Annotated in this window: 29 protein-coding genes; 18 read left to right on the plus strand and 11 right to left on the minus strand. The window is 69.4% G+C overall.

The genetic code is table 11. The features are described from left to right. Window positions 1-28 precede the first annotated feature (28 nt). Window positions 29-889 (plus strand): 3-hydroxybutyryl-CoA dehydrogenase, encoded by an 861-nt coding sequence (locus AU196_RS08325; protein ID WP_157546153.1) that lies wholly within the window; start codon window positions 29-31, stop codon window positions 887-889. A gap of 49 nt (window positions 890-938) precedes the next feature. On the opposite strand, the gene AU196_RS08330 is transcribed toward AU196_RS08325, so the two are convergent. From AU196_RS08330 to AU196_RS08340, 3 genes are all read right to left on the minus strand, one after another. Beyond that, window positions 939-1,793: an endonuclease domain-containing protein gene (locus AU196_RS08330; protein WP_059094638.1), complete on the minus strand. Its 855-nt coding sequence runs from the start codon at window positions 1,791-1,793 to the stop codon at window positions 939-941. A gap of 136 nt (window positions 1,794-1,929) precedes the next feature. Beyond that, window positions 1,930-2,796, minus strand: a complete 867-nt coding sequence (locus AU196_RS08335) for a polyphosphate kinase 2 family protein (RefSeq protein ID WP_059094639.1) — start codon at window positions 2,794-2,796, stop codon at window positions 1,930-1,932. Next, entirely contained in the window at window positions 2,793-3,500 is a 708-nt protein-coding gene (locus tag AU196_RS08340; RefSeq protein WP_059094640.1) for a TetR/AcrR family transcriptional regulator, read from the minus strand. The genes AU196_RS08335 and AU196_RS08340 overlap by 4 nt, the downstream gene beginning before the upstream one ends. A gap of 92 nt (window positions 3,501-3,592) precedes the next feature. Between AU196_RS08340 and AU196_RS08345 the strand changes: the two genes are divergently transcribed. The 6 genes from AU196_RS08345 to deoC all read left to right on the plus strand — a co-directional run bounded on the left by AU196_RS08345 (window position 3,593) and on the right by deoC (window position 7,530). Continuing rightward, window positions 3,593-4,915 (plus strand): DUF445 domain-containing protein, encoded by a 1,323-nt coding sequence (locus tag AU196_RS08345; protein WP_059094641.1) that lies wholly within the window; start codon window positions 3,593-3,595, stop codon window positions 4,913-4,915. 94 nt (window positions 4,916-5,009) lie between these two features. Continuing rightward, a complete protein-coding gene (locus AU196_RS08350) occupies window positions 5,010-5,495 on the plus strand; it encodes a helix-turn-helix domain-containing protein (RefSeq protein ID WP_059094642.1) in 486 nt (161 codons plus the stop codon). Further along, on the plus strand, window positions 5,488-6,099 hold the full coding sequence (locus AU196_RS08355) for a hypothetical protein (protein ID WP_059094643.1): 612 nt from the start codon (window positions 5,488-5,490) through the stop codon (window positions 6,097-6,099). The genes AU196_RS08350 and AU196_RS08355 overlap by 8 nt, the downstream gene beginning before the upstream one ends. Window positions 6,100-6,141: 42 nt before the next feature. Then, entirely contained in the window at window positions 6,142-6,426 is a 285-nt protein-coding gene (locus AU196_RS08360; RefSeq protein WP_059094644.1) for a DUF2516 family protein, read from the plus strand. Window positions 6,427-6,430: 4 nt separating this feature from the next. Then, window positions 6,431-6,850 (plus strand): DUF2599 domain-containing protein, encoded by a 420-nt coding sequence (locus AU196_RS08365; protein WP_059094645.1) that lies wholly within the window; start codon window positions 6,431-6,433, stop codon window positions 6,848-6,850. Then, a complete protein-coding gene (gene deoC / locus AU196_RS08370; RefSeq protein ID WP_231737467.1) occupies window positions 6,847-7,530 on the plus strand; it encodes a deoxyribose-phosphate aldolase in 684 nt (227 codons plus the stop codon). Before AU196_RS08365 ends, deoC begins: the two co-directional genes overlap by 4 nt. Before the next feature lie 4 nt (window positions 7,531-7,534). Here deoC and AU196_RS08375 read toward each other — a convergent pair whose 3' ends face one another. Both AU196_RS08375 and AU196_RS08380 read right to left on the minus strand, forming a co-directional pair. Then, a complete protein-coding gene (locus tag AU196_RS08375) occupies window positions 7,535-8,407 on the minus strand; it encodes an LmeA family phospholipid-binding protein (RefSeq protein ID WP_059094647.1) in 873 nt (290 codons plus the stop codon). After that, window positions 8,404-9,219 (minus strand): carbon-nitrogen hydrolase family protein, encoded by an 816-nt coding sequence (locus tag AU196_RS08380; protein WP_059094648.1) that lies wholly within the window; start codon window positions 9,217-9,219, stop codon window positions 8,404-8,406. Before AU196_RS08380 ends, AU196_RS08375 begins: the two co-directional genes overlap by 4 nt. 88 nt (window positions 9,220-9,307) lie before the next feature. On the opposite strand from AU196_RS08380, the gene AU196_RS08385 reads away from it, so the two are divergent. Further along, window positions 9,308-10,840, plus strand: a complete 1,533-nt coding sequence (locus AU196_RS08385; RefSeq protein WP_059094649.1) for a high affinity choline transporter 1 — start codon at window positions 9,308-9,310, stop codon at window positions 10,838-10,840. Here AU196_RS08385 and AU196_RS08390 read toward each other — a convergent pair. Genes AU196_RS08390 through AU196_RS08400 form a run of 3 tightly spaced genes read right to left on the minus strand, consistent with a single transcriptional unit; the run spans window position 10,797 to window position 12,653 of the window. Continuing rightward, a complete protein-coding gene (locus tag AU196_RS08390; RefSeq protein WP_059094650.1) occupies window positions 10,797-11,600 on the minus strand; it encodes a hypothetical protein in 804 nt (267 codons plus the stop codon). The two genes, AU196_RS08385 and AU196_RS08390, sit on opposite strands and share 44 nt — an antisense overlap. Before the next feature lie 5 nt (window positions 11,601-11,605). Then, on the minus strand, window positions 11,606-12,121 hold the full coding sequence (locus tag AU196_RS08395) for a DUF2505 domain-containing protein (RefSeq protein ID WP_059094651.1): 516 nt from the start codon (window positions 12,119-12,121) through the stop codon (window positions 11,606-11,608). A gap of 22 nt (window positions 12,122-12,143) precedes the next feature. Further along, on the minus strand, window positions 12,144-12,653 hold the full coding sequence (locus AU196_RS08400; protein ID WP_059094652.1) for a DUF2505 domain-containing protein: 510 nt from the start codon (window positions 12,651-12,653) through the stop codon (window positions 12,144-12,146). Between the two features lie 26 nt (window positions 12,654-12,679). On the opposite strand from AU196_RS08400, the gene AU196_RS08405 reads away from it, so the two are divergent. Together AU196_RS08405 and AU196_RS08410 are read left to right on the plus strand one after the other, a co-directional pair. Next, entirely contained in the window at window positions 12,680-13,732 is a 1,053-nt protein-coding gene (locus AU196_RS08405; RefSeq protein WP_059094653.1) for a UDP-N-acetylmuramate dehydrogenase, read from the plus strand. A gap of 15 nt (window positions 13,733-13,747) precedes the next feature. Then, window positions 13,748-15,040: a L,D-transpeptidase gene (locus AU196_RS08410; protein WP_059094654.1), complete on the plus strand. Its 1,293-nt coding sequence runs from the start codon at window positions 13,748-13,750 to the stop codon at window positions 15,038-15,040. Window positions 15,041-15,053: 13 nt separating this feature from the next. On the opposite strand, the gene AU196_RS08415 is transcribed toward AU196_RS08410, so the two are convergent. Next, entirely contained in the window at window positions 15,054-15,809 is a 756-nt protein-coding gene (locus AU196_RS08415; RefSeq protein WP_059094655.1) for an SDR family oxidoreductase, read from the minus strand. 273 nt (window positions 15,810-16,082) lie between these two features. On the opposite strand from AU196_RS08415, the gene AU196_RS08420 reads away from it, so the two are divergent. From AU196_RS08420 to regX, 6 genes are all read left to right on the plus strand, one after another. Then, a complete protein-coding gene (locus AU196_RS08420) occupies window positions 16,083-17,300 on the plus strand; it encodes an ROK family protein (RefSeq protein ID WP_502687230.1) in 1,218 nt (405 codons plus the stop codon). Window positions 17,301-17,336: 36 nt separating this feature from the next. After that, window positions 17,337-18,656: a D-inositol-3-phosphate glycosyltransferase gene (gene mshA, locus AU196_RS08425; protein ID WP_059094657.1), complete on the plus strand. Its 1,320-nt coding sequence runs from the start codon at window positions 17,337-17,339 to the stop codon at window positions 18,654-18,656. Beyond that, on the plus strand, window positions 18,653-19,180 hold the full coding sequence (locus tag AU196_RS08430; protein WP_059094658.1) for a type III secretion system chaperone family protein: 528 nt from the start codon (window positions 18,653-18,655) through the stop codon (window positions 19,178-19,180). The genes mshA and AU196_RS08430 overlap by 4 nt, the downstream gene beginning before the upstream one ends. 54 nt (window positions 19,181-19,234) lie before the next feature. Next, window positions 19,235-19,981 (plus strand): phosphoglyceromutase, encoded by a 747-nt coding sequence (locus AU196_RS08435; protein ID WP_059094659.1) that lies wholly within the window; start codon window positions 19,235-19,237, stop codon window positions 19,979-19,981. Between the two features lie 130 nt (window positions 19,982-20,111). Then, the gene (locus AU196_RS08440) at window positions 20,112-21,290 is read left to right on the plus strand and encodes a sensor histidine kinase (protein ID WP_059094660.1); all 1,179 of its coding nucleotides are present in this window, start codon (window positions 20,112-20,114) and stop codon (window positions 21,288-21,290) included. A 15-nt stretch (window positions 21,291-21,305) separates the two neighbouring features. Beyond that, window positions 21,306-21,992 carry a two-component sensory transduction protein RegX gene (gene regX, locus AU196_RS08445; RefSeq protein ID WP_059094661.1) on the plus strand — a complete coding sequence of 229 codons (687 nt, stop codon included), beginning with the start codon at window positions 21,306-21,308 and terminating at the stop codon, window positions 21,990-21,992. 10 nt (window positions 21,993-22,002) lie between these two features. Here regX and AU196_RS08450 read toward each other — a convergent pair whose 3' ends face one another. Continuing rightward, window positions 22,003-22,290: a YciI family protein gene (locus tag AU196_RS08450; RefSeq protein ID WP_059094693.1), complete on the minus strand. Its 288-nt coding sequence runs from the start codon at window positions 22,288-22,290 to the stop codon at window positions 22,003-22,005. 11 nt (window positions 22,291-22,301) lie between these two features. Then, on the minus strand, window positions 22,302-23,075 hold the full coding sequence (locus AU196_RS08455) for a DUF3109 family protein (protein WP_059094694.1): 774 nt from the start codon (window positions 23,073-23,075) through the stop codon (window positions 22,302-22,304). A gap of 97 nt (window positions 23,076-23,172) precedes the next feature. On the opposite strand from AU196_RS08455, the gene AU196_RS08460 reads away from it, so the two are divergent. Both AU196_RS08460 and AU196_RS08465 read left to right on the plus strand, forming a co-directional pair. Then, entirely contained in the window at window positions 23,173-24,255 is a 1,083-nt protein-coding gene (locus AU196_RS08460) for a Ppx/GppA family phosphatase (protein WP_059094662.1), read from the plus strand. Further along, window positions 24,252-25,277: an Rv0497 family membrane protein gene (locus AU196_RS08465; RefSeq protein ID WP_059094663.1), complete on the plus strand. Its 1,026-nt coding sequence runs from the start codon at window positions 24,252-24,254 to the stop codon at window positions 25,275-25,277. Before AU196_RS08460 ends, AU196_RS08465 begins: the two co-directional genes overlap by 4 nt. Window position 25,278 lies beyond the last annotated feature (1 nt).

The following is a 25,278-nucleotide window of genomic DNA, read 5'->3' on the forward strand; positions in this document are numbered from 1 at the left end:
CTGACGCATGACAGGAGGAAGTTCAGCAGTGAGCAATCCCATTGACCGAGTAGGCGTCATCGGCGCCGGCCAGATGGGCGCGGGCATCGCGGAGGTGTCCGCCCGCGCCGGCGTCGACGTGCTGGTCTTCGAGACCACCGAGGCGCTGGTCACCGCAGGCCGCAACCGCATCACCAAGTCGCTGGAGCGCGGGGTGAGCGCGGGGAAGGTGACCGACGGGGAGAAGTCGGCGGCGCTGGCGAAGCTGCGGTTCACCACCGACCTCGCCGACCTGGCCGACCGCCAGCTGGTCATCGAGGCGATCATCGAGGACGAGGCGATCAAGGCCAAGGTCTTCGCCGAACTCGACCAGGTGATCACCGACCCCGACGCCGTACTGGCGTCGAACACGTCGAGCATCCCCATCATGAAACTCGGTGCGGCAACGCAGAATCCGGGCCGAGTGCTGGGTCTGCACTTCTTCAACCCGGTGCCGGTGCTGCCGCTGGTCGAACTCGTCAGCACACTCGTGACGTCGGAGTCGGCGATCGAGCGGGTCGAGCGGTTCGCCGGCGACGTGCTCGGCAAGCAGGTGGTGCGCTGCAGCGACCGGTCGGGCTTCGTGGTCAACGCGCTGCTGGTGCCGTATCTGCTCTCGGCGATCCGGATGGTCGAGGCGGGCTTCGCGACGGTCGAGGACGTCGACAAGGCCGTCGTCGCCGGGCTGTCGCATCCGATGGGCCCGCTGCGGCTCTCGGACCTGGTCGGACTCGACACCCTCAAGCTCATCGCGGACAAGATGTTCGAGGAGTTCAAGGAGCCGCACTACGGTCCGCCGCCGCTGCTGCTGCGCATGGTCGAGGCCGGACAGCTGGGCAAGAAGTCGGGCCGGGGCTTCTACTCCTACTAGCGCCAGCGCCGAACGCACGGTTGTTGTACGCAAACACCGAGAAGGCCCGTCAACAACCGTGCGCTCGGCGGGCAGCGTCTACGCGTTCGATGATTTCCGGCTGACGTGACCGCAACTGGGTGGCGCTCACGCGGACTATCAGCCATCCCCGAGCGGCGAGGAACTCGAGCCGCTCGATGTCAGCGGCGTAGTCGTCGGGGTTCGTGAAGTGCTGTTCGCCGTCGTACTCGACGCCGACCAGGCACGACGGCCAGCCCATGTCGATGCGTCGCACGACGCGTCCATAGTCGTTGCACACGGGAATCTGCGTCACCGGTCGTGGCAGGCCCGACCGGGCGATCAGCAGACGGAGTCGGCTTTCCTGCGGTGACTCGGCGCCCGGGTCGACCAACGTCATGGTCTTACGTAGCCGACGGACGCCTCGCGCGCCCGGATATCGGGTGGCGATCGCATCGACGGCTTCGGCCGGCACACCCGTCGCGTTGAGCAGCGCGTCGATGCGGATCACGCCCATCTGCTCGGGCAGCCGCCGCCCGAGGTCGTAGGCGGTCCTGGCGACAGTCGTGCATCGCATGGCGTCGACCGAGGTGACCTCGTCATCGCGAAATGCGTTGCATCGAGCGATCATTCCGTCGGCCGCCGGTCGGCGGGAATGCGCGATCTCGACGGGGGCCCTGGGTGGTATCCAGCGGCTGCCCAGGACGGCCGCCGCGCAATGACCGGTGAGCGTGGCCCGCCGTCCCGACCACAGCCAGGCTGCACGCGCCCGGTCGGTCGCCGTCAACTCGATTCCCGTCGGCACGTACACGTTGCGATACACCTTGGTGTACCGACGACGCAGATCTCGGCGGGTGAGTTCGCCGGACTCGAGCGCCTCGGTGGCGACGATCAGGGGGGCTCTCACGCACTACATCGTCGGGCGACGGACGCCTCTACCCCTGCGGTAGTTGCCTCCGCTGTGGATAACTCCGCCGACCGCACGGTTGTTGTACACAAACGCCGAGAGGCGGCGGCAACAACCGTGCAGTCGGCGAAAAAATTCAGGCGTCAGCCAGACGCCGCTTCTCCGCCTCGACGTCGAAATCCGGCGGCGGCCAGGACATGTTGAGACCCTTGAGCGCCTCGATCAGCAGTTCGGTGATCGCCAATCGGCTGTACCACTTCCGGTCGCACGGCACCACGTACCACGGCGCATGGTCGGTCGAGGTGCGGTCGAGCACCGCCTGGTAGGCCTGCTCGTACTTCGGCCACAACAGCCGTTCGTCGATGTCGGCGGGGTTGTACTTCCAGTACTTGTCCGGGCGTTCGAGCCGTTCGGCCAAGCGGCGCTTCTGCTCCTGCAGCGACACGAACATCGCGACCTTCACGATCGAGGTGCCGCTGTCGACGAGTTCGCGCTCGAAGTCGTTGATCTCGTCGTAGCGGGCGCCCCAGACGTCGGGCGGGACCAGATCGTGCACCCGCACGATCAGCACGTCCTCGTAGTGCGACCGGTCGAAGACCCCGATGTGCCCGGGCGTCGGCAGCGCCTTGCGGATGCGCCACAGGTAGTGGTGGGCCAACTCCTCCTCGGTGGGCTTACCGAAGCTGGTGTACTTGATGCCCTGCGGATTGGCCGCTCCGACAACGTGTTTGACGATGCCGCCCTTGCCCGCGGTGTCCATGCCCTGCAGGATCAGCAGCACCGAGCGGGTGTCGCCGGCGCGGCTGTTGGCGTACAGCTTCTCCTGCAACTCACCGAGCCGCGAACTGCGCTCGGCGTGCAGCGCCGGGGCGTCGGTCTTGGAGCCGGTGAAACCCGGTGTCGCGGAGGTGTCGATGTCGGCGACCTTGTCGCCCGGCCGGAACCGGAGGTGGACATGCGGATCGTGCGACCACAGGGCGGGAAGATCGGATTCTCGGCTCATTGCTCCATCAACTGGGGAGGCAGGATCGGGGAGGGGTGCGGTTCGGACCGGAACTTCTCGAGCGATCCGCCTACTTCGACGATGCCGCACAACGCGCTCCACGACAGCATCGTCAGGTAGTCGATGAGCTCGTCGGCGCTCATCCGCGGATGCGACATCCACGAGTGCGTGGCCAGCTGCACGCCGCCGACGATGTGATAGGCCCACGGTTCGACGCCACCGGTGTCCATGCCGGCCCCCGCCATCCGGCGGCGCAGCATCACCGCGAGCATGCGGGCGATGATCTCCTCGGAAGCCGCCACGGCCTTGCTCTTGCTGGCCGAGTTGTTGGCCATCACGAAGCGGTACGGCTCCGGCTCGTTGGCGACCGTGTCCACGTAGACCCTGATGATCTCGCGGGTCAGTTCGTAGCCGTCGAGGTTCGACGTCAGCGCGGCGGCCATGTTGGGGATCAGTGTGGTCTGGGCGAACCGCATCATCACCGCGGTGGTGAGGTCGTTCTTGTCGACGAAGTAGCGGTACAGGACGGTCTTGGAGACACCGATCTCCGCGGCGATCTCGTCCATGCTGACGTTGCTGCCCAGACGGCGGATCGCCTCGAGGGTGCCGTCGACCAACTCGTTGCGGCGCTCGACCTTGTGCTGGTGCCAGCGCCGCTTCCGACCATCGGTCTTGACCGCCAAAGGCGGGGTCTGTTGTGCCACTATCCCCGTAGTCCCGTTCACTAGTCCGTCTCGATAATACGGCGAACGGGCGTCGACAGCCGCGTCGGACCGCCGCGCTCTGCCGATAGCGGATGATGGAACCCGTGGTATCTACACAGCAGCCCGGACGGGTCAGCTTCGCCGAGGCGATCGCGGGTGCGGATTCGGCCGCCGACGCCGAACGCCGTCGCGGCCTGCGGCGCATGAAAACCGTCGCACTGGGCTTCCTGCTCGGGGCCACCGTCGTCTTCCTGGTCTGCACCTGGGCGCAGTCTCAGGGCGCCGCCGCCCCGTGGATCGGCTACGTGCGCGCCGCCGCCGAGGCGGGCATGGTCGGTGCGCTGGCCGACTGGTTCGCCGTCACCGCCCTGTTCCGGCATCCGCTGGGCATCCCGATCCCGCACACCGCGATCATCAAACGCAAGAAAGACCAGCTCGGCGAGGGTCTGGGCGAGTTCATCCGGGAGAACTTCCTGTCGCGGGAGAACGTCGAGACCAAGCTGCGCGACGCCGAGGTGGCCGGTCGGTTGGGCAAATGGCTGGCGGACCGTTCGCACGCCGAACGCGTGGCGACGGAGACCTCCAACGTCCTGCGGGTGCTGGTGGAGATGTTGCGTGACGAGGACGTCCAGCAGGTGCTCGACCGGATGATCGTCAAACGCATCGCCGAACCGCAGTGGGGACCGCCGGTGGGCCGGGTGCTCTCGCAGCTGTTGCAGGAGGGCCGCCAGGAGGCGCTCATCCAGCTGCTCGCCGACCGGGCCTTCGAATGGTCGCTCAACGCGGGGGAGGTCATCGAGCGGGTCATCGAGCGCGATTCGCCGACGTGGTCGCCGCGCTGGGTCGACCACCTGGTCGGGGACCGCATCCACCGCGAACTGATGGACTTCACCGACAAGGTGCGCCGCAACCCGGACCACGAGCTGCGCCGGTCGGCGACCAAGTTCCTGTTCGAATTCGCCGGCGATCTGCAGAACGACGAGGCGACCATTCAGCGTGCCGAGAACGTCAAAGAGCAGATCATGGCGCGCGACGAGGTGGCGCGGGCGGCGGAGACGGCGTGGAGTGCCGCCAAGCGCATCATCCTCGAATCGGTCGACGACCCGTCGTCGACGTTGCGCGCACGCATTGCCGACTCGGTCATGCGCATCGGGGAGAGTTTGCGCGACGACGCCGAACTGCGGGACAAGGTCGACAACTGGATCATCCGCGGTGCCCAGCACGTGGTCGGTGAATACGGCGCCGAGATCACCACGATCGTCACCGACACCGTCGAGCGCTGGGATGCCGACGAGGCCAGCAGCCGCATCGAGCTCCACGTCGGCCGCGACCTGCAGTTCATCCGGATCAACGGCACCGTGGTCGGCTCGTTGGCGGGCCTCGTCATCTATTCGATAGCTCAGCTACTGTTCTGACCTGCGCTAGCTAGTGCTTGCAATAGTTAGCACCCGCGCGTACGGTTGACTTTGTCGTTGATCGGATACCCGCGTTTCGAGGGGGTCGTCACCCATGTCGCAGGACGAGAATCTTGCCGCTGTGGTGACCAACGCCGCGCAGGACATCGGGAGCTTCATCCGGAGCCAGCGGGAAGCGGCCCAGGTGTCCGTGCGGCAGTTGGCCGAGAAGGCCGGTGTCAGCAATCCCTACCTCAGCCAGATCGAGCGGGGATTGCGGAAACCGTCCGCCGATGTGCTCAACCAGATCGCCAAGGCGTTGCGGGTCTCGGCCGAAGTGCTCTACGTCCAAGCCGGGATCCTCGAACCCAGCGAGGCCGGACAGGTCCGTGACGCCATCTACAACGACACGGCGATCACCGAGCGGCAGAAGCAGGTGCTGCTCGACATCTACACGTCGTTCTGCCAGCAGAACGAGGCAGCCGAAACCGGAGTAGACGAGGAGCCGACGACTGAACACCAACCGATCCATGGCGACCCGATCCAACGCGCACTAGAAATCCCACCCCGAGATTCCGGAAAGGACATCCAACATGGCTGAGAAGAACCCCCAGGTCGACATCGAGGACCTCAAGGCCCCGCTGCTCGCCGCGGTCGGCGCCGCCGATCTCGCGCTGGCCACCGTCAACGAGATCGTCGCGAGCCTGCGTGATCGCGCCGACGAGGCCCGCACCGACGCCAACACCCGCGTCGAGGAGAGCCGGGCCCGCATCAACAAGCTGCAGGGCGAGCTCCCGACGCAGGTCACCGAGCTGCGCGAGCGGCTGACCGCCGACGAACTGCGCCGTGCCGCCGAGGGCTACGCCGAGGCCGCGCAGAGCACCTACGCCAAGCTCGTCGAGCGCGGCGAGGCCGCACTCGAGCGGCTGCGCAGCCAGCCCGGCTTCTCCGACGCGGCCAACCGCGTCGAGAGCTACACCGACCAGGCCGTCGAACTGACCGAGCAGGCCCTGGGCAACGTGGCGACGCAGACCCGCGCCGTCGGTGAGCGCGCCGCCAAGCTCGTCGGCGTCGAGCTGCCCAAGAAGACCGAGGAGACCGCCGAGCCGGTCAAGGCGACCGCGAAGAAGGCCCCGGCCAAGAAGGCGCCCGCCAAGAAGGCTCCGGCCAAGAAGGCTCCGGCCAAGAAGGTCACCCAGAAGTAAGTCGAATTCGACCGCAGGATGACGCCCGCATAGGCTGGTGAGGTGATACTTGCCGACCTTGCGGGCGTCATCATTCTGGGTCTCGTCCTGATCGTGTTGGTCGTCGGTGTGTACGCGTTCGTCCACGCGGCGATCCAGCGTCCCGACGCCTACACCGCGGCCGGGAAACTCACCAAGCCGGTATGGCTGGCGATCCTCGGCGGCGGTGTGCTCATCCTGCTGCTCTTCCGCGACGCATTCGGCGCTGCGGTGTGCGCCTGCGCGGCCGGTGTCTACCTGGTCGACGTACGGCCCAAGCTCCTCGAGATCCAGGGAAAGTCGCGGTAGGTCGGTGCGCATCGCTCCAGCCGCCGTGACGGCGGCTCTGGTCCTGTCGCTGTCGTTCTCGATCGTCGCGGCACCCGTCGCCTCGGCGCAGCCCGCGCCGCCGCCGTACGTCGACCACGTCACGTGGGCCAAATGGGGCGATCTGTCCAGCCTGCGCGTCTATCCCACCGCTGCGGGCAGGCGGGCCGCCGGCCAGGTCGGCACCGTCGTCGAGGCCGAGCACGCCTGGGCGGAGGTGCTCGCCGCGTCACCCGACGCCGCGATCCCCGGCATGCGCGAGCAGTTCGACTGCCACTGGCAGTTCGCGGAGTTCGCCGCACCGGGCAAGACCAGCTGGAACCTCGAACCGTGGCGGCCGGAAGTCCCCGTCGAGCAGATGGTCGCCGCCGGGTGTAATCCCGGCGGCACCGAAGAGCCGTTCTGATGGGCAGGTGGACCCGCGAACGCGTGGCCGGGCTCATCGACCACACGCTGCTCAAACCGGAGGCCGGCGAGGGCGACGTCGACATGCTGGTGCAGGAGGCCGAGGAACTCGGGGTCTACGCGGCCTGTGTGTCGCCGTCCATGGTCCCCGCCGCCGTCCGCGCCCGCCCGTTCACGACGAAGATCGCGGCCGTCGTCGGCTTCCCGTCCGGTAAGCACCTCCCGGCCGTCAAGGCGCACGAAGCCGCACTCGCGGTCGCCGCGGGCGCGGATGAGATCGACATGGTGATCGACGTGGGTGCCGCGCTGGCCGGGGAGATCGACGCCGTGTACGCCGACGTCGACGCGGTGCGCGCCGCGATCGGCGGGCGCACGCTGCTCAAGGTGATCGTGGAGTCAGCCGCGCTGCTCGAACTGGGTGGCCGCGACGTGCTGGTCGACGCGTGCCGTGCCGCCAAGGCCGCAGGCGCCGAGTACGTCAAGACCTCGACGGGGTTCCACCCGTACGGCGGCGCCTCGGCGGGCGCGGTCGAGATCATGGTCGCGGCGGTCGGGCCTCAGGTCGAGGTCAAGGCCAGCGGCGGCATCCGCACGGCCGCCGATGCGATCGCGATGCTCGACGCGGGCGCGACCCGGTTGGGGCTGTCGGCCACCCGGGCCGTGCTCGACGATCTGGACTGACCGCTCACAGCTCGGTGAAGCAGGGGTCCTCGCCGCTCTTCGGGATCTGCGAGTTCTGCGACGTCAACAGCGCCGTCACACCCGTGTCGGTGACCTGGATGCTCTGCGCCTTGATGTCCATCGGATAGTTCTCCGTCAGCCCGGAGGTGAACGCGTCCAGGGCGGGCTGCACGGCTTCGCGGGGCAGCGTGAACCCGAGCCCGGTGAGCTGCTGCACCTGCAGCGAGATGCCGCCGTTGACGACCTGCGGCTTCGCCGTGATGCTGCCGAGCACCCCCTCCAATTCGATGGTGCCCTCAGACGGATTGGTGCTCACCCCGGTCAGGAAGCTCCCGAACAGCGGGATCGCATCCTGGACGGTCCGGGTGATGCCGTCGGAGGACCAGTCGACGTTGACGGCCAGCGAGCCGATGGAGCCGCCGGAGTCCGCGCTGTCCTCGAGCCGGACGTCCCGGATGTCGATCGCGACCTTCATACCCTTGGCGGTGCGGATCTGGTTGCCTGCGGTCTCGATATTGATGTTCGTGTAATGCCCGGTCATGTGCTGAAGCAGGAACGGAGGAAGGGCGCCGAACGATGCGGTGGCCTCGTCCTCGACGACGCACGACACGACGCGGGAGACCACGTCGTCGGCGCGGTTGCGGGCGTACAGCTCGCCGCCGAGCAGACCGGCCGCGATCAGCGCCACGAGGATGACGACGGCCAGCACGACCGACAGCGGATCACTGAAGACGCCCTTGACCTTGGCCAGCACAGAGCCGCGTTCCTTCGGCGGTTCCGCGCCGGGATGGGGTGCCGACGGCGGCGCACCCTGCGGGAACGGCTGGGGAGGCGGGACTGGCTGCTGGTCGGCCGGACGGGCCCAGGGATCAGTCACGCCCGCGATTCTGCCCTACCGGGTGAGTCGACCTCCGAGCGGTTGTTCAGCACGGCGATGGTCTCGCGGACCGTGCGCGCCGCGTCGAGGTCGAGGTCGACGACCAGAAGTTCCGGGTCGGGACCGGCGCCGGCCACCACCTCGCCGGTGGCGGAGGCGACCAAGCTGCCGCCCACCCCGGTGGGTCCGGAGGCCGCCACCTCGTCGCCGGGATACGCCTGGTCGACGGCGGCGAGGTAGCCGGTGGTGTCGAGCGCCCGGGCCCGCGCCAGCAGTGTCCACTGGTCGAGCTTGCCCGGACCCGCCCCCCACGAGGCGTGCACGGTGATCAGCTCGGCCCCACGGCGGGCCAGCTCGACGTACAGCTCGGGGAAACGGATGTCGTAACAGGTCGTCAGGCCGACCTCGACGCCCGCGACGGCGATCGTGACCGGTTCGGAACCCGGTGCGACAGTGCGGGATTCGCGGAATCCGAACGCGTCGTAGAGATGGATCTTGTGGTAGTGGGTGTCCACCCCGGCGCCGGTGGCGAGCAGTGTGTTGAGCACCCGGCCGTCACCGCTGGGGGTGAACATCCCGGCGACGACGGTGACGCCGGCCTTCTCGGCGATGGACCGCACCGCCCGCGCCCACGGTCCGTCGAGTGGTTCGGCGACCGGCGCGAGCGGCACCCCGAACCGGCACATGGTCGCCTCGGGGAACAGCACCAGTTGCGCCCCGGCGTCGACGGCCCGCCGGGTGTACTGCTCGACGAGTTCGAGGTTGGCCGCCGGGTCGGTGGCCGAGGCGATCTGCGCACACGCGATCCGCATGAGCTCCAGCCTACGGGCGGCGCCGTTCGCAACACGTCCTTAACGCCGCTCGCGAACCGCTGTAACCGCACCGGGATTGTCTGGGCCGATGGTCCTTTTCGGGGTGGGCGCCAGCATCGCGGTGGTGGTGCTCGTCGGTTTCCTGGTCTCCCGCCGGATCGCGGGCGACAGCGCCAATTTCCTGGTCGGTGGGCGCACCCTGCCGCTCATACTCGTCGGCGGCGCCCTGATGGGTTCGGCCGTCGACACCAACGCGACCCTCGGCAACACCGATCTGGCCTCGGAATTCGGATTCTGGGCCGGGGCCTGTCTGCCGCTGGGACTGGCGCTGTGCCTGTTCTTCACCGGACTGTTCTTCGCCAAGCCAATGAACCGGATGGGCTTGACGTCGTTCCCCGACTACTACCGCCTGCGGTTCGGCCGCGGCGTCGAGGTCGCCGCCTCGGTGATGCTGATGCTCGGCTTCTGCATCCTCGTGGCGGGCAACCTCGTGGCCGGCGGGTTCCTGTTCAACTACTTCCTCGGCATCCCGTACTGGCTGGGCACGGTCGCCATCGCGGCGCTGGCGGTCGCCTACACCGGGACCGGCGGGCTGCTGGCCGACGCGTACACCGCGATCATCCAGATGGCGTTGATCCTGGCCGGCGCGGTCGGTCTGCTGATCTGGATGGCCGTCACCTACGGTCTGGCGATCGAGGAGGGCATGGGCCCGCTCGGTCTCGGTCAGATGACCGATCCGGCGCAGGGCGCGACGATCAACTGGGCGACCCTGATCGCGCTCGGCATCGGCGACATCGTCGCGATCGACTTCATGCAGCGGGTCTTCGCCGCGAAGTCGCCGGAGATCGCCCGCCGGGCCTGTTTCGGGGCGGCGGCCGGCGTCGTCGCGATCTGCGTGCCGTTCGGCCTCGTCGTGCTGTCGGCCAAGGCGTTCCTGCCCGAGGAACTCGACGGGCCGATCCTGCTGGTGCTGCTCGACGGCTATGCGCCGCTGGCGCTGACGATCCTGGTGCTGTGCGGGCTGGTCGGCGCATCGATGAGCACCGCCAACGGCGCGATCCTGGCCATCTCCAACGTGTCGGTGCGCAACCTCGGCGGCGTCCGGCGCAGGCGGGTCCCGGGTGAGCGCGACCCCTTGCTGCGCGCGACGCGTATCGCCATGGTGCCGGTGACCCTGTTCGCCATCGCGATCGCGATCTACGTCAAGCAGACCGGGATCCTGCTCACCCTGGCGTTCGACCTGCTGCTGGCGTGTCTGGTGGTGCCGTTCGTGCTCGGTCTGGTGTGGCGGAGGGGCACGTCGGCGGCGGCGCTGGTGTCGATCGTCGTGGGTCTCGCGGTGCGGCTGGTGTTGTTCGCGATGGCGCCGACGATGTACGGCCTCGACAACACGATCCTCTACGTTCCCAACGGGGTCTTCGACGCGACGTTCGACGGCTGGCCGACGTTCATCGCCTTCGCCGCGTCGTTGGTGACCTACGTCGGGGTCGCACTTCTGACGTCGCCCGCGCCGCTGCGCGGCCTCGACATCCGGGTGGCCGACGACCTCGACGGCGCGCTCGTCGAGACACCCGGCCCTACGGCGCGTCCGCAGGCGCAACCGCTGCCCACGGCACCGTGAGCACCCCGTCGCGCATCCTGCGCCGCGGCGGGTCGACCGGAAAGCCCTCGCCCGCAAGCAGATCGAGCATCGCGCGCCAACGGATCCGCGGTCCGAACACACCGTGACCCGCCGCACTGGCCCATGCCCGGTCCGCCGCCGTGAGCAGCCGGTGGACGGGCTGACCCGGAACGTTGTGGTGGATCAACACCTTTGGGAGCCGTTCGGCGAGATCGGACGGACGATCGATGGCGAACGGATCGCAGGCCAGGGTCAGGCTGACCGGCCCCGCCGCGTCGAGCAGCACCCAGGCGCACCGGCGCCCCAACTCGTCGCAGGTGCCGTCGACGATGAGACCGCCCGGCGCCAGCCCGGCCCGCATCACCGCCCACGCCTCGTCGACCGCGTCGACCGGGTACTGACGCAGGACGTTGAACGCCCGCACCAGGACCGGGTGTAGGCCGGCAAGCTCGAACCCGCCCAGCGTGAACTCCACGTCCGCCACCGCGGCGGCGCGGGCGGCCGCCACCCGGTCGGGATGGATCTCCAGGCCGACCACCCGCGCGTCGGGGCGCAGAGTCCGCAGCCGCGACGCCAGTTCCAGGGTGGTGACGGGCAGCGCGCCGTAGCCGAGGTCGACGACGAGCGGATCGGTGGCCGACAGCAGTGCCGTGCGGACCCGGGGGGAGTGCACCAGCCACCGGTCGCTGCGGCGCAGGCGGTTGTAGCCGGTGGTGCCGCGGGTGAGAACCCCGATCGGGGTGCCCGGGTGCTGCGTCATCGGTCTCAGCGGCGGCCGGCGAGCCAGCGGGCGGTGAAGTCCCGTTCGCCGTCGAACAGCTCGCGGATGCCGGTCAGGATGAGATCTTCGAGCGTCCCGCCCACCAGAGGCACCGACACCTTGCAGCGGCTGCGCACCAGCAGGCGGCTACCGGTCGCGGTGTCGGACAGTTCGTAGCGGCCGTCGAGCCGTCCCGGTGCGCGCGGCATGGTGGCCGCGAAGGTGCCGTGGGCACGTGCGGCGCCGTCGTCGAACGGGTCGAAATGCTGTTCGCGGGTCAGCACCAGGTCGACGGGCACCACCTTGCGCGCGATGGGCGGGAGCTCGTCGCGGGGGATCACCTGGCGCAGCGCGATGTCGGCGCCGCGGGCATCGGAGCGGAACATCGTCAGGTCGGTGCGGGTGTTGAGCCCGCGGTACACCTCTGTCAACGCCTGCCAGTACTCCTCGGAGGTGAACTGTGCGTGGATCTGTTCGGCGGGTACGTCGAACACGACGACGTGCTCGGACCGCCTCCCCATGGCGCTCACGGTACGCGTCTGGTCAGACGTTCTCGGTGATCCACACCGTCGTGAACCGTTGTTCGGCGATGATCAGGTCCACCAGGCCGTTGCCGATGAAGTTCTCGATCTTCCCGCCGACGAGCGGCACGCGTACCTCCACGGTGGCCTTGAGTTCCAGCCGGGATCCGCCCGATGCGCTCGGGGTGAGCGTCGCCGTCCCGGTCAGCGTGACCGGGGCGCCGGGGATGGACCCGGTGACCGTCGCGGTTGCGCGGCCGTCCCGCACACCGGTCCAGGTCTCCTCGCGCTGAATGGACAGGTCGCCCCGGTGGAACTGCGCCACCACGCCCGGCAACCGGTCGGCGCGCAGGGTCTGCGTCGTGGTGACGTCGATGCCACCGTCCGCGTCGACGGTCATGTCGTCGAGCGTCGCGTGATCGGCGCCCGAATCCGCCAGGCGCGCGAGCCAGTACCGTTCGTCACTGAACGCACGGTGGACCTCTTCGACGGTGCCGTCGTAGTCGGCGGCCAAGTCGAATGAGCGGGGCATAGCTGGCCACGCTACCGTTACCGCCCGTGACCGGTCAGGAACTCGCGGGCGCGGAGGTCGACGCCGACGTCGCGCTGGCTCCGCTGACCACGCTGCGGGTCGGGCCGGTCGCGCGGCGACTCATCACCGCGAGCAGCACCGAACAACTCGTCGCCGCACTGCGGGCGCCCGTGGGCCGGGACGCGCTGATCCTCGCGGGCGGCTCGAACGTCGTGCTGGCCGATGACATCGCCGACCTCACGGTGATCCGGGTGGCCAGCAGCGAGATCACCGTGCGCGACGGGATCCTGCGCGTCGAGGCGGGCGCGAACTGGGACGACGTCGTGGTCACCGCGCTGGCGCACGGCCTCGGCGGACTGGAGTGCCTGTCGGGGATCCCCGGTTCGGCAGGAGCGACACCGGTGCAGAACGTCGGCGCCTACGGGGCCGAGGTCGCCGACACCATCCGGCGCGTCCGGTTGTTCGACCGCCGCACCGGCCGCGACGAGTGGGTGACGCCGCAGGAGATGGCCTTCGGGTACCGCACCAGTGTGCTCAAGCACTCCGACCACGCCGTCGTACTCGAGGTGGAGTTCGCGCTCGACGCCGAGGGTCGCAGCGCGCCGCTGCGCTATGGGGAGTTGGCCCGGGCGCTCGAGGTGGAACCGGGCGGCCGCGCCGATCCGGTCGCGGTGCGGGAGACCGTGCTGGCGCTGCGCCGCGGCAAGGGCATGGTGCTCGACGAACCCGACCGTGACACCTGGAGCGTCGGATCCTTCTTCACCAATCCCGTGGTCACGACCGCGGACTACGAACGCCTCGCGGCCGGGGTGGACGGCCATGTGCCGAGCTACCCCGCTGCCGAGGGGGTGAAGCTGGCCGCCGGCTGGCTGGTCGAACACGCCGGCTTCGGCAAGGGCTACCCCGGCGACGACGCCCCGGCCCGGCTGTCGACCAAACATGCGCTCGCTGTGACCAATCGGGGCGAAGCCACGACCGCGGATGTGATCGCGCTGGCCAGGACGGTGCGGGACGGTGTGCGCACCGCCTTCGGGATCGAACTCACACCCGAGCCGACGCTGATCGGCTGCGCTCTCTAGGTATGTTGGGTACACGTGAGTGCCGCCGACAAGATGCCGCCCATGACTCGGCGGCGCGCCCTGACCGCCCTGGCGGTCGGACTGGTCGCGCCCGGTGCGCTCGCGGCGTGTAGCCGCTCGATCACCGATTCCGGTGGGCCCGCGGAGGCGCCCGCGTCGGCGTCGCTGGCGTTCGAACCGGCCAAGTCCGCCACCGACGTCTCGCCCACCGATCCGGTGCGGGTGGAGGTCAGCGGCGGCTGGTTCCAGCGGGTGGCGCTGACCAACGCCGAGGGCAAGGTCGTCGCCGGTGCGCTCAACCAGGACCGCAACGTCTTCACCATCAGCGAGCCGCTCGGATACGGGGCGACCTACAGCTGGTCGGGCTCGGCGGTCGGGGAGGACGGCAAGGCCGTCCCCGTCAAGGGCGAGTTCTCGACGCTCGACCCGGCGACCCAGGTCAACGGACGCTTTCAGCTGGCCGACGGGCAGACCGTCGGGGTCGCGGCGCCGGTGATCCTGCAGTTCGACGCCTCGATCGACGAGGCGGACCGGGCGACGGTCGAGAAGGCGCTGTCGGTGACCACCAACCCGCCGACCGAGGGCAGCTGGGCGTGGCTGCCCGACGAGGCCGCCGGCTCGCGGCTGCACTGGCGTTCGCGCGAGTACTTCGAACCCGGCACGACGGTGCGGGTGGACGCGAAGCTCTACGGGGTGAAGTTCGGGGGCGACGCCTACGGGGCGGCCGACTCCTCGCTCGACTTCACGATCGGCCGTCGGCAGGTGGTCCGCGCCGAGGCGTCCAGCCACCGCATCCAGGTGATCGACCAGGTCGGCGCGGTGATCATGGACTTCCCGTGCAGCTACGGCGAGGGCGACCTCGACCGCAACGTCACCCGCAGCGGCATCCACGTGGTCACCGAGAAGTACGAGGACTTCTACATGACCAACCCCGCGGCCGGATACGCCAACGTCCGAGAGCGGTTCGCGGTGCGGATCTCCAACAACGGCGAGTTCATCCATGCCAACCCCGCCAGCCTGGGCTCGCAGGGCAATTCGAACGTCACCAACGGGTGCATCAACCTGTCCGAGTCGGACGCCCAGCAGTACTTCAACACCGCGATCTACGGCGACCCCGTCGAGGTCACCGGCACGCGCATCCAACTGTCCTACGCCGACGGCGACATCTGGGACTGGGCCGTGCCGTGGGACGAGTGGACGTCGATGTCGGCGCTGTCGGATCAGGAGTCGCCGTCGGGCATCCCGAGCACGGTCCCGGTGACCCCGACCGGAGCTCCGCAGCCGGTGAACGGCCGGCCCGGCGGCTGATACCCGGGCGCGGTCAGCGGCGGTTGAAGCGGCTCCCGCTGGCGCCGCTGACCTGGTCGCGCGGCCGGACCACGATCAGGTCCAGGTCGACGTGCGACGGGCGGCCGGCGACGAACCCGATCACCTCGGCGATGTCCTCGGCCACCAGCGGTGTGACACCCTCGTAGACCTTCGCGGCGCGTTCCTCGTCACCCTCGAATCGGTTGAGCGAGAAGTCCGTCTGCACCATGCCGGGTGCAACCTCGGTGAGCCGCACCGGTTTTCCGAGCAATTCGCTGCGCAGCGTGCGGTGCAGGACACCCTGGGCGTGTTTGGCCGAGGTGTAGCCGCCGCCGTTGTCGTAGATCTCCACCGCGGCGATCGAGGTGACCGTGACGATCAACCCGTCGCCGGAGTCGATGAGTTTCGGCAGCAGCGCCCGCGTCACCAGCAGGGTGCCCAGGACGTTGGCCTCCCACATCCACCGCCAGTGCTCGACGTCGGCGTCGGCGATCGGTTCGAGTCCGCGGGCACCGCCTGCGTTGTTGACCAGCAGATCGACCCGGTCCAGGGCGTCGGCCAGCGCGGACACCGCCTCGGCGGACGTGACGTCCGCCACAATCGCGGACCCGCCGATCTCCTCGGCGAGCGCCGTGATGGGTCCTTCCCGGCGGGCCACGCACACGACGTGAAAGCCCTGCGCGGCAAGGGTTCTCGCGGTCGCTTCGCCGATTCCGGCGCTGGCGCCGGTGACCACCGCGACGCGTCGGCCGCCTCCAGAAGTCGTCATCTGACCAACTCTAGCCAGCGTGCTAGATTCACCTCGTGTTCTCCGGTGGTCAGGCATTCGACGCGCGGCACTGTTGTTGTCGCTGCGCATTTCGCCGCGCCTGACCGAACCGAGGGATCTGTTCCCGTTTGAGTCGCAGGTGTGGCCAGGACCCACCAGCCGACTCACCCGAAGGACCATCCCGTGCGCGCCACCCTCGAACCCGCTTCCGCTGTTCCCGCCGCTGTCCGTCGCCTGCCGGCGAAGCGGCCACTGTCCGCGGCGTCGCCGCGCATCGCCCATCAGCGCCACGTCGTCGCGCCCGCGCTGAAGGTCGCCGACGCGGCGGCCGCGTCGGTCTTCGCCGCCGCCCGCATGCGCGGCCCGATCGCCCGCGACGCCATCGCCCGCGTCACCGGACTGAGCATCGCGACGGTGAACCGCCAGGTCAGCGCGCTCCTCGACGCCGCGATCCTGCGCGAGAGAGCCGATCTGGCCGTCTCGGGTGCGATCGGCCGCCCGCGCGTGCCGGTCGAGGTGAACCACGAACCCTTCCTCACCCTCGGCATCCACATCGGCGCCAAGACCACCAGCATCGTGGCCACCGACCTGTTCGGCCGGACGCTCGACGTGGTGGAGACGCCGACGCCGCGGGGTCCGCAGGATGCGGCGCTCGCGGCGCTGTCGGCCAGCGCGCGCAAATATCTGAGCCGGTGGCACCGGCGCCGTCCGCTGTGGGTCGGGGTGGCCGCCGGTGGTGTCGTCGACGGCACCACCGGGCATCTGGACCACCCGCGCCTGGGCTGGTCGCATGCGCCGGTCGGGCCGGTGCTGGCCGAAGCGCTGGGGTTGCCGGTGTCGGTGGCCTCGCACGTCGACGCCATGGCAGGCGCCGAGTTGCTGCTCGGCTCGCGCAGGCCGACGGTCGCGCCGTCGTCCACCAGCCTCTACGTCTACGCCAGGGAGACCGTCGGTTTCGCGCTGTCCATCGACGGGCGGGTGCACTCGCCGACGAGCGGGCCGGGCACCATCGCCGCGCTGCCCGCTCAGTCCGAACTGCTCGGCGGCAGTGGGCAATTGGAGTCGACGGTCAGCGACGAAGCCGTGCTCACCGCCGCCCGCAGGCAGCGCATCATCGCCGCCGACGGTCCCACGTCGACGATGGCGGCGGTGCTGCGCGCGGCCCGGCAGGGCAACGACGCCGCACAGGCGTTGCTGGCCGAGCGGGCCCGTGTGCTCGGTGAGGCCGTCGCGTTGCTGCGCGACATGCTCAACCCCGACGATCTGGTGGTCGGCGGGCAGGCCTTCACCGAGTACCCCGAGGCCATGCCGTCGGTCGAGGCGGCGTTCGCGGCGCGGTCGGTGCTGGCGGGTCGCGACATCCGCCTGACCTCGTTCGGCAACCGGGTGCAGGAGGCCGGCGCCGGGGTGGTGTCGCTGGGCGGTCTCTACGCCGAGCCGATCGCCGCGATGCGCCGGTCGGCGCCCCGCCGGCCGGAGGCGGCGTCGTGACGGCCCGCCGATGACGACAGGTGTAGACATGAGTGTGTGCGCCTAGCAACGGACCAGCTCGGTAGGCCGCCTCTGCGCGTGGCCGTGTTGTCGGTGCACACGTCGCCGCTGGCGCAGCCCGGCACCGGCGATGCCGGCGGGATGAACGTCTACGTCCTGCAGAGCGCGTTGCAGATGGCACGCCGCGGCGTCGAGGTGGAGATCTTCACCCGCGCCACCACATCGGCCGATCCGCCCGTCGTGCGGGTCGCGCCCGGCGTGCTGGTCCGCAACGTCGTGGCCGGGCCGTTCGAGGGGCTCGACAAGAACGACCTGCCCACCCAGCTGTGCGCCTTCACCGCCGGGGTGCTGCGCGCCGAGGCCACCCACGAACCCGGTTACTACGACATCGTCCACTCGCACTACTGGCTGTCCGGCCAGGTCGGCTGGCTGGCCCGCGACCGATGGGCGGTGCCGCTGGTGCACACCGCGCACACGCTGGCGGCCGTCAAGAACGCGGCGCTCGCCGAAGGCGACTCACCCGAACCACCGCTGCGCGCCGTCGGCGAGCAGCAGGTGGTCGACGAGGCCGACCGGCTGATCGTCAACACCGAAGTCGAAGCGGACCAACTGGTTTCGCTGCACAACGCCGACCGCTCACGCATCGACGTCGTGCATCCCGGCGTCGACCTCGAAACCTTCACCCCCGGTGACCGCGCGGCCGCCCGGGCCGCCCTCGGGCTGGACCTGCGCGAGACCGTCGTCGCGTTCGTCGGGCGGATCCAACCGCTCAAGGCGCCGGACATACTGCTGCGGGCGGCGGCGAAGTTGCCCGACGTGCGGGTGCTGGTCGCGGGCGGGCCGTCGGGTTCGGGTCTGGCCGCTCCGGACAATCTGGTTGCCCTCGCCGACGAACTGGGTATCTCCCAGCGCGTGACGTTCCTGCCGCCGCAGTCCCGCGAGGACCTCGTGCGGGTGTACCGCGCCGCCGATCTTGTTGCGGTGCCGAGCTACTCGGAGTCGTTCGGACTGGTCGCCGTCGAGGCGCAGGCCTGCGGCACCCCCGTGGTGGCGGCCGCCGTCGGCGGTCTGCCGGTGGCGGTGCGCGACGGGGTGACCGGTGCACTGGTCGACGGTCACGACGCCGGCGACTGGGCCCACACCATCGACTCGCTGCTGTCGCGCGGTCCGGCCACCATGCGGCGGGCCGCGGTCGAGCATGCGGCCACCTTCTCCTGGGCCCACACCGTCGACGACCTGCTGGCCAGCTACGGCCGGGCGATCAGCGACTACCGCGACCGGCATCCGCACGCCGACGACACGCTGTCCCGCCGCACCGCACGGCGGTTCACGAGACGACGGGGGGTGCGGGCGTGAGTGATCCGTTGGGGCAGCGCACCGACAACCACGTCCAGCAGACGATCGTGGAGACGCTCGACGAGCACGATCTCGCCTACACGTTCCACGAGGGCGCCCACGGCGGGCTGCCCGGCATCATCGTCGAACTACCCGGCGAACGACGCCTCAAGACCAACACGATTCTGTCGATCGGCGAGCACTCGGTGCGGATCGAGGCATTCGTCTGCCGCAAACCCGATGAGAACCACGAAGGCGTGTATCGCTTTCTGCTCAAACGCAACCGGCGCCTCTACGGTGTGGCCTACACCCTCGACAACGTCGGCGACATCTACCTCGTCGGCCGCATGGCGCTGCACTCGGTGACCGCCGACGAGATCGACCGCATCCTCGGCCAGGTGCTCGAAGCCGTCGACGCCGACTTCAACACCCTGCTCGAACTCGGGTTCAAATCCTCGATCCAGCGCGAGTGGGAGTGGCGGGTGTCGCGGGGTGAGTCGCTCAAGAACCTGCGCGCCTTCGAGCACCTCATCGACGACGACTGACGGCCCCCGCGATCGGCTCAGGTGCGATGACCGCCCCCGTGAGAAGATTCAGCCATGGGAGATTCCACGCTGATCCTGCTTCGTCACGGCGAGAGTGAATGGAACGCGAAGAACCTGTTCACCGGGTGGGTCGACGTCGACCTGACCGACAAGGGCCGGGCCGAGGCCGCCCGGGCGGGTGAGTTGATGGCAGGCCTCGATCGGCTACCCGACGTGCTCTACACGTCGCTGCTGCGCCGCGCCATCACCACGGCCAACATCGCGCTGGACAAGGCCGACCGGCACTGGATCCCCGTACATCGCGACTGGCGCCTCAACGAACGGCACTACGGCGCCCTCCAGGGGCTCGACAAGGCCGAGACCAAAGAGAAGTACGGCGAAGAGCAGTTCATGGCATGGCGGCGCAGTTATGACACCCCGCCCCCGCCGATCGAGGCAGGCAGCGAATACAGCCAGGACCGCGATCCGCGCTACGCCGACATCGACGGCGGACCGCTCACCGAATGCCTGGCCGATGTGGTGGCCCGCTTCGTGCCGTACTTCGAGCAGACGATCGTGCCCGACCTGCGCCAGGGCAGGACGGTGCTGATCGCCGCGCACGGGAACTCCCTGCGCGCGCTGGTGAAGTACCTCGACGGAATGTCCGACGAGGACGTGGTCGGCCTGAACATCCCCACCGGCATCCCGCTGCGCTACGACCTGGACTCGGATCTGAAGCCGACGGTGGTGGGCGGCACCTACCTCGACCCGGAGGCCGCGGCCGCCGGGGCGGCGGCGGTCGCGTCGCAGGGCGCGAAGTAGGGGCCCGCTCAAGGGCACTGCGCGAACACGCGGTGAACGGCGGCCGAACTCCTGCGATTCGCGGTGTGACTTGTCTCGATTTGGCCGCACGCTGCTGGGATGACGTTCACCGCATGCGTACGATTTCGGCGTGAGTGTGGCATCCGCACTGCTGATGACGGCGGTCGTGGCGCTACTCACGCTGTTGGTGGGCGTGGGAGTGGGCGTCATGCTCACCCCTCGGGTCGCCGAGCGCCGTCGGCGGCGGGCGGCCGAGGCGGCCGGGATCACCGTGTCGCAGATGCTCGCGCACATCGTCTCCTCGTCGCCGGTCGGCATCGTCGTGGTCGACAAGTTCCGTGACGTGGTCTACAGCAATGCGCGCGCCGAGGAGCTCGGCCTGGTCCGGGAACGTCTGCTCGACGAACGGGCGTGGGAAGCCGCGCAGCACACGTTGACCACCGGTGAGGACGTCCAGGTCGACCTGTCCCCGCGCAAGGTGGCCCATCCCGGCCGGTCGGGTCTGTCGGTGCGCGGGGCGGTGCGGTTGCTGAGCAGGGCGGACCGCCGCTTCGCGGTGGTCTATGTCGACGACCAGTCCGAGTACGCGCGGATGGAGGCCACCCGGCGCGACTTCGTGGCCAACGTCAGCCACGAATTGAAGACCCCGGTCGGCGCGATGGGTCTGCTCGCCGAAGCCCTGCTGGCGTCGGCCGACGACCCGGAGACCGTGCGCCACTTCGCCGAGAAGATGGTCGACGAGGCGCACCGCCTCGCCGACATGATCGGCGAGCTGATCGAACTGTCGCGGCTCCAGGGCGGCGAGCGGCTGCCCGACCTCGGCATCGTCGATGTGGACACCGTGGTCGCCGAAGCGCTGTCGCGTCACAAAGTGGCCGCCGACAACGCCGACATCGCGATCACCACCGATGCGCCCACCGGCTTCAAGGTTCTGGGCGACCAGCCGCTGCTGGTGGCCGCGCTGGCGAACCTGCTGTCCAACGCGATCGCCTACTCCCCGCGGGGAACCCCGGTCTCGGTCAGCCGGCGCCGCCGGGGCGACAACATCGAGATCTCGGTCACCGACCGCGGGATCGGCATCGACAAGGGCGACCAGGAGCGGGTCTTCGAACGGTTCTTCCGTGTCGACAAGGCCCGGTCGCGGGCGACCGGCGGTACCGGTCTGGGCCTGGCGATCGTCAAGCACGTCGCCGCCAATCACAACGGAGCCATCCGGCTGTGGAGTCAGCCGGGCACCGGGTCGACGTTCACCCTGTCGATTCCGGCCTACCCGCGATCCGAGGACGCGGACGATGAAACGAATCAATAGGAGGACCCGAGACCAATGACCAGTGTGTTGATCGTGGAGGACGAGGAGTCCTTGGCCGATCCCCTGGCCTTCCTGCTGCGCAAAGAGGGCTTCGAGACCACCGTCGTGGCCGACGGGCCCTCGGCGCTGGCCGAGTTCGACCGGTCCGGCGCCGACATCGTCCTGCTGGACCTGATGCTGCCCGGGATGAGCGGCACCGACGTCTGCAAGCAGCTGCGTGCCCGGTCCAGCGTGCCGGTGATCATGGTGACCGCACGCGACAGCGAGATCGACAAGGTCGTCGGGCTGGAACTCGGCGCCGACGACTATGTCACCAAACCGTATTCGGCCCGCGAGCTGATCGCGCGCATCCGCGCGGTGCTGCGGCGCGGTGTCGAGGTCGACAACCCCGGCATCCCCGACGGGGTGCTCGAGGCCGGACCCGTGCGGATGGACGTCGAACGTCACGTGGTCAGCGTCAACGGCGAAGCGATTACGTTGCCGCTCAAGGAGTTCGACCTTCTCGAGTACCTGATGCGCAACAGCGGGCGGGTGCTGACGCGCGGTCAGCTCATCGACCGGGTGTGGGGCGCGGACTACGTCGGCGACACCAAGACCCTCGACGTCCACGTCAAGCGACTCCGCTCCAAGATCGAGGCGGATCCGGCCAACCCGGTGCACCTGGTCACGGTGCGGGGCCTGGGATACAAGCTCGAGGGCTGACCCGGCGGGGCTATCCTGTTGTGCCGCCCATGATCTCGAACACCTCGAAGGTGTTGACCCCGGCGAGGACGGAGGGGTCGCGCCTGCCGATCTCGAGGACCTCGGCGCGGTCGGCGGCGCGCAGCACGCCCAGCCCCCAGACCCCCTCGGGATCGGCCACCGGGCCGTAGACGACGACCTTCCCGGCCTCGAGCAGGTCCCGCCAGTAGTCCTGGTGACCGGCCATCGCCTGTTGTTCGTCGGCCGTCATCGTCTGGGCGAAGTCGGCGCGCGGCGGCACGAGCTTGAACAGGAACACCTTTGGCGTGCTCACTGGGCCGCCCGTGTGGCCGGATGCACCGCGATCAGCCCGAGCCCGCTGCGGCGCCGACACATGGCCGCCAGTTCCGAATACGCCTTCTCGCCGAGCAACTCGGTCAGCTCCGGGCCGTAGGACTGGTACACCTGGCGCGCGCCCACATGGGCCGCCGGGTCGCCGGTGCAGTACCAGTGCAGATCGGCACCGCCTTCACCCCAGCCCCGGCGGTCGTACTCGGTGATCGTCGTCTTGAGGATCTCCGAACCGTCCGGCCGGGTCACCCAGTCCTGTGTCCGCCGGATCGGCAACTGCCAGCACACGTCCGGCTTCATGGTCAGCGGTTCGACGCCGAGCTCGAGCGCCTTGCTGTGCAGCGCGCATCCGATGCCGCCCGGGAAGCCCGGCCGGTTGAGAAAGATGCACGCGCCCTTGTACTTCCGCGTCCGCAGATTGGGCTTGTCGTCGTACTCGTCCATCTCGAGGTAGCCCTTCTTGCCCAGGCCCTTGTCGCGGAACTGCCAGTCGTCGGCGCTCAGCTGTTCGACGGCCGCGTCCAGGCGGGCGCGGTCGTCGTCGTCGGACAGGAAGGCCCCGTGCGAACAGCAGCCGTCGTCCGGCCTGCCCTCGACCGTGCCCTGGCAGGCCGGGGTGCCGAAGACGCATGTCCACCGCGACAACAGCCACGTCATGTCCGCGGCGATCAGGTGCTCGGGGTTGTCAGGGTCGTAGAACTCGACCCACTCGCGGGCGAAGTCGAGCTCCACCTCACCGGGATGGGCTGGCATCACAGGTCAGACGCTACCCGCCCCGGCGAGGCGCCGCGGCGTACGCGTTGGGGTGTCGGCGCACGGTCACCGCGGGGCGACGGGCTAGGTTGGAGGCGTGCGACTGGGCGTGCTCGACGTGGGCAGCAATACCGTCCATCTGCTTGTGGTGGATGCGCGACGGGGCGGCCACCCGACCCCGATGAGCTCGACCAAGGCGTCCCTGCGGCTGGCCGAGGCGATCGACGACTCCGGCAAACTGACCCGCAAGGGGGCCGACCGGCTCGTCGACACCGTCGACGAATTCGCCAAGATCGCCACCAGTTCCGGCTGTGCGGAGATGATGGCGTTCGCCACCTCCGCGGTGCGCGACGCCACCAATTCCGACGACGTGCTGGCGCGGGTCCTGGCCGAGACCGGGGTCCGGCTGCGGGTGCTCAGCGGGGTCGACGAATCCCGGCTGACGTTCCTGGCCGTGCGGCGCTGGTACGGCTGGAGCGCCGGCCGCATCATCAACATCGACATCGGCGGTGGATCGCTGGAGCTGTCCAACGGCGTCGACGAGGAGCCCGAGGTGGCGCTGTCGCTGCCGCTGGGGGCGGGACGGCTGACCCGCGAGTGGCTGCCCGACGATCCGCCCGGCCGGCGTCGCGTGGCGATGCTGCGCGACTGGCTGGCCAACGAGCTCTCCGATGCCAGCGCCGAACTGCTGGACGCCGGCATTCCCGACCTGGCGGTCGCGACGTCGAAGACGTTCCGGAGCCTGGCGCGGCTCACCGGGGCGGCGCCGTCGGGGGCCGGTCCGCGGGTCAAGCGGACCCTGACGACGACCGGGTTGCGGCAGCTCATAGCCTTCATCTCTAGGATGACCGCGGCTGACCGAGCGGAATTGGAAGGGGTGAGTGCCGAGCGAGCGCCACAGATCGTGGCCGGAGCGTTGGTGGCTGAGGCAAGCATGCGGGCGCTCGGAATCGAGTCCGTGGACATCTGTCCGTGGGCGTTGCGGGAGGGTTTGATTCTGCGGAAACTCGACAGCGAGGCCGACGGGAGCCCGTTCGTCGGCGGAACCGACGACCTGACCGGCGTCGACGGACTGACCGGCGTGGGCGGTGTCGACGATCTCGCCGCGGCGGAGACGCCCGTGCGGGATGCTGGACGTACGGCGCTTCGCCCAACTGCCACTAAAGGCAACACACGATGACAGAACCAGAGAACAGCAGCACCCGGCCGATCTCGGTCGCCGAGTTGCTCGCGAAGAACGGCACCATCGGCGCGCCGCCGGTCGGGGGCAGGCGCCGGCGCCGCCGCGGCAACGCCGACGCCGTCACGGTCGCCGAGCTGACCGGTGAGATCCCGGTCATCACCGACCGCCCCGCCGACACCCGTGAGAAGCCGGCGCGCGAGCAGCGGGCCGAGGAGACCACCCAGACCCCGGTCAACGGCATCCCGCAGCAGACCGTCACCGAACCTGCGCCCGACGTCGCCGACGACGACGTCGTCGAGACCTCCGACGAACCGGTCGAGGCCGAGGTGGCAGAGCCGGCCGACCTCCGGGAGCTCGAAACCGACGAACCCGACGACGCCGACGGGGTCGAGGACATCCCGCTCGATCGCGACGCCGCCGTCGGCGCCGAGGACATGAGCCCCGATCCGCTCCTCGACGACGAAGAGGAACCGGCGGATCTGCGGGACCCGGATCACGACGAACCCGCGCTCGACCGCTCCGACCACGATGACGAGCTGCCGTCGTATCTGCGCTCGTCGGCGGGTCCGCTGTTCGGCGGCGGCACCGTCGCCGACGACCTCGCCCGCCGGGGTAGGGACGCCGACACCGCCACGATCGACGAGCACGACGAGGACGAGGACGAGGACGAGCTCGACGAGCGGGACCTGCGCGCCGACCACGACCGCGACCTCGACCGCGACGACCTGCGCGATGACGTCGAGTCCGGCGGCCGCATGTCGGCGTTCCTGCGCGGCGCCTGGATCGTCGGGCAGTGCATCATCGCCGTCGCCTTCGGCGCGGGCCTGTTCATCGCCTTCGACCAGCTGTGGAAGTGGAACAACATCGTCGCGCTCGTGCTGTCGGTGCTGGTCATCCTCGGGCTGGTGGTCGGGGTGCGCGTGGTGCGCAAGACCGAGGACATCGGCAGCACATTGATCGCCGTCGCGGTCGGCGCACTGGTCACCCTGGGGCCGCTGGCGTTGCTGCAGTCCGGCTAGT

Origin of the sequence: Mycobacterium sp. IS-1742 (assembly GCF_001500125.1) — a bacterium.
In the GTDB taxonomy this organism is placed as follows: domain Bacteria; phylum Actinomycetota; class Actinomycetes; order Mycobacteriales; family Mycobacteriaceae; genus Mycobacterium.

What these genes read in the sequence shown, in the direction of transcription:
- AU196_RS08335 (WP_059094639.1), bottom strand. Translation starts at nt 2,796, where the DNA reads ATGAGCCGAGAATCCGATCTTCCCGCCCTGTGGTCGCACGATCCGCAT.
- AU196_RS08345 (WP_059094641.1), top strand. Translation starts at nt 3,593, where the DNA reads ATGATGGAACCCGTGGTATCTACACAGCAGCCCGGACGGGTCAGCTTC.
- AU196_RS08350 (WP_059094642.1), top strand. Translation starts at nt 5,010, where the DNA reads ATGTCGCAGGACGAGAATCTTGCCGCTGTGGTGACCAACGCCGCGCAG.
- AU196_RS08355 (WP_059094643.1), top strand. Translation starts at nt 5,488, where the DNA reads ATGGCTGAGAAGAACCCCCAGGTCGACATCGAGGACCTCAAGGCCCCG.
- AU196_RS08380 (WP_059094648.1), bottom strand. Translation starts at nt 9,219, where the DNA reads ATGCGGATCGCGTGTGCGCAGATCGCCTCGGCCACCGACCCGGCGGCC.
- AU196_RS08385 (WP_059094649.1), top strand. Translation starts at nt 9,308, where the DNA reads ATGGTCCTTTTCGGGGTGGGCGCCAGCATCGCGGTGGTGGTGCTCGTC.
- AU196_RS08390 (WP_059094650.1), bottom strand. Translation starts at nt 11,600, where the DNA reads ATGACGCAGCACCCGGGCACCCCGATCGGGGTTCTCACCCGCGGCACC.
- AU196_RS08395 (WP_059094651.1), bottom strand. Translation starts at nt 12,121, where the DNA reads ATGGGGAGGCGGTCCGAGCACGTCGTCGTGTTCGACGTACCCGCCGAA.
- AU196_RS08400 (WP_059094652.1), bottom strand. Translation starts at nt 12,653, where the DNA reads ATGCCCCGCTCATTCGACTTGGCCGCCGACTACGACGGCACCGTCGAA.
- AU196_RS08415 (WP_059094655.1), bottom strand. Translation starts at nt 15,809, where the DNA reads ATGACGACTTCTGGAGGCGGCCGACGCGTCGCGGTGGTCACCGGCGCC.
- AU196_RS08435 (WP_059094659.1), top strand. Translation starts at nt 19,235, where the DNA reads ATGGGAGATTCCACGCTGATCCTGCTTCGTCACGGCGAGAGTGAATGG.
- regX (WP_059094661.1), top strand. Translation starts at nt 21,306, where the DNA reads ATGACCAGTGTGTTGATCGTGGAGGACGAGGAGTCCTTGGCCGATCCC.
- AU196_RS08455 (WP_059094694.1), bottom strand. Translation starts at nt 23,075, where the DNA reads ATGCCAGCCCATCCCGGTGAGGTGGAGCTCGACTTCGCCCGCGAGTGG.
- AU196_RS08465 (WP_059094663.1), top strand. Translation starts at nt 24,252, where the DNA reads ATGACAGAACCAGAGAACAGCAGCACCCGGCCGATCTCGGTCGCCGAG.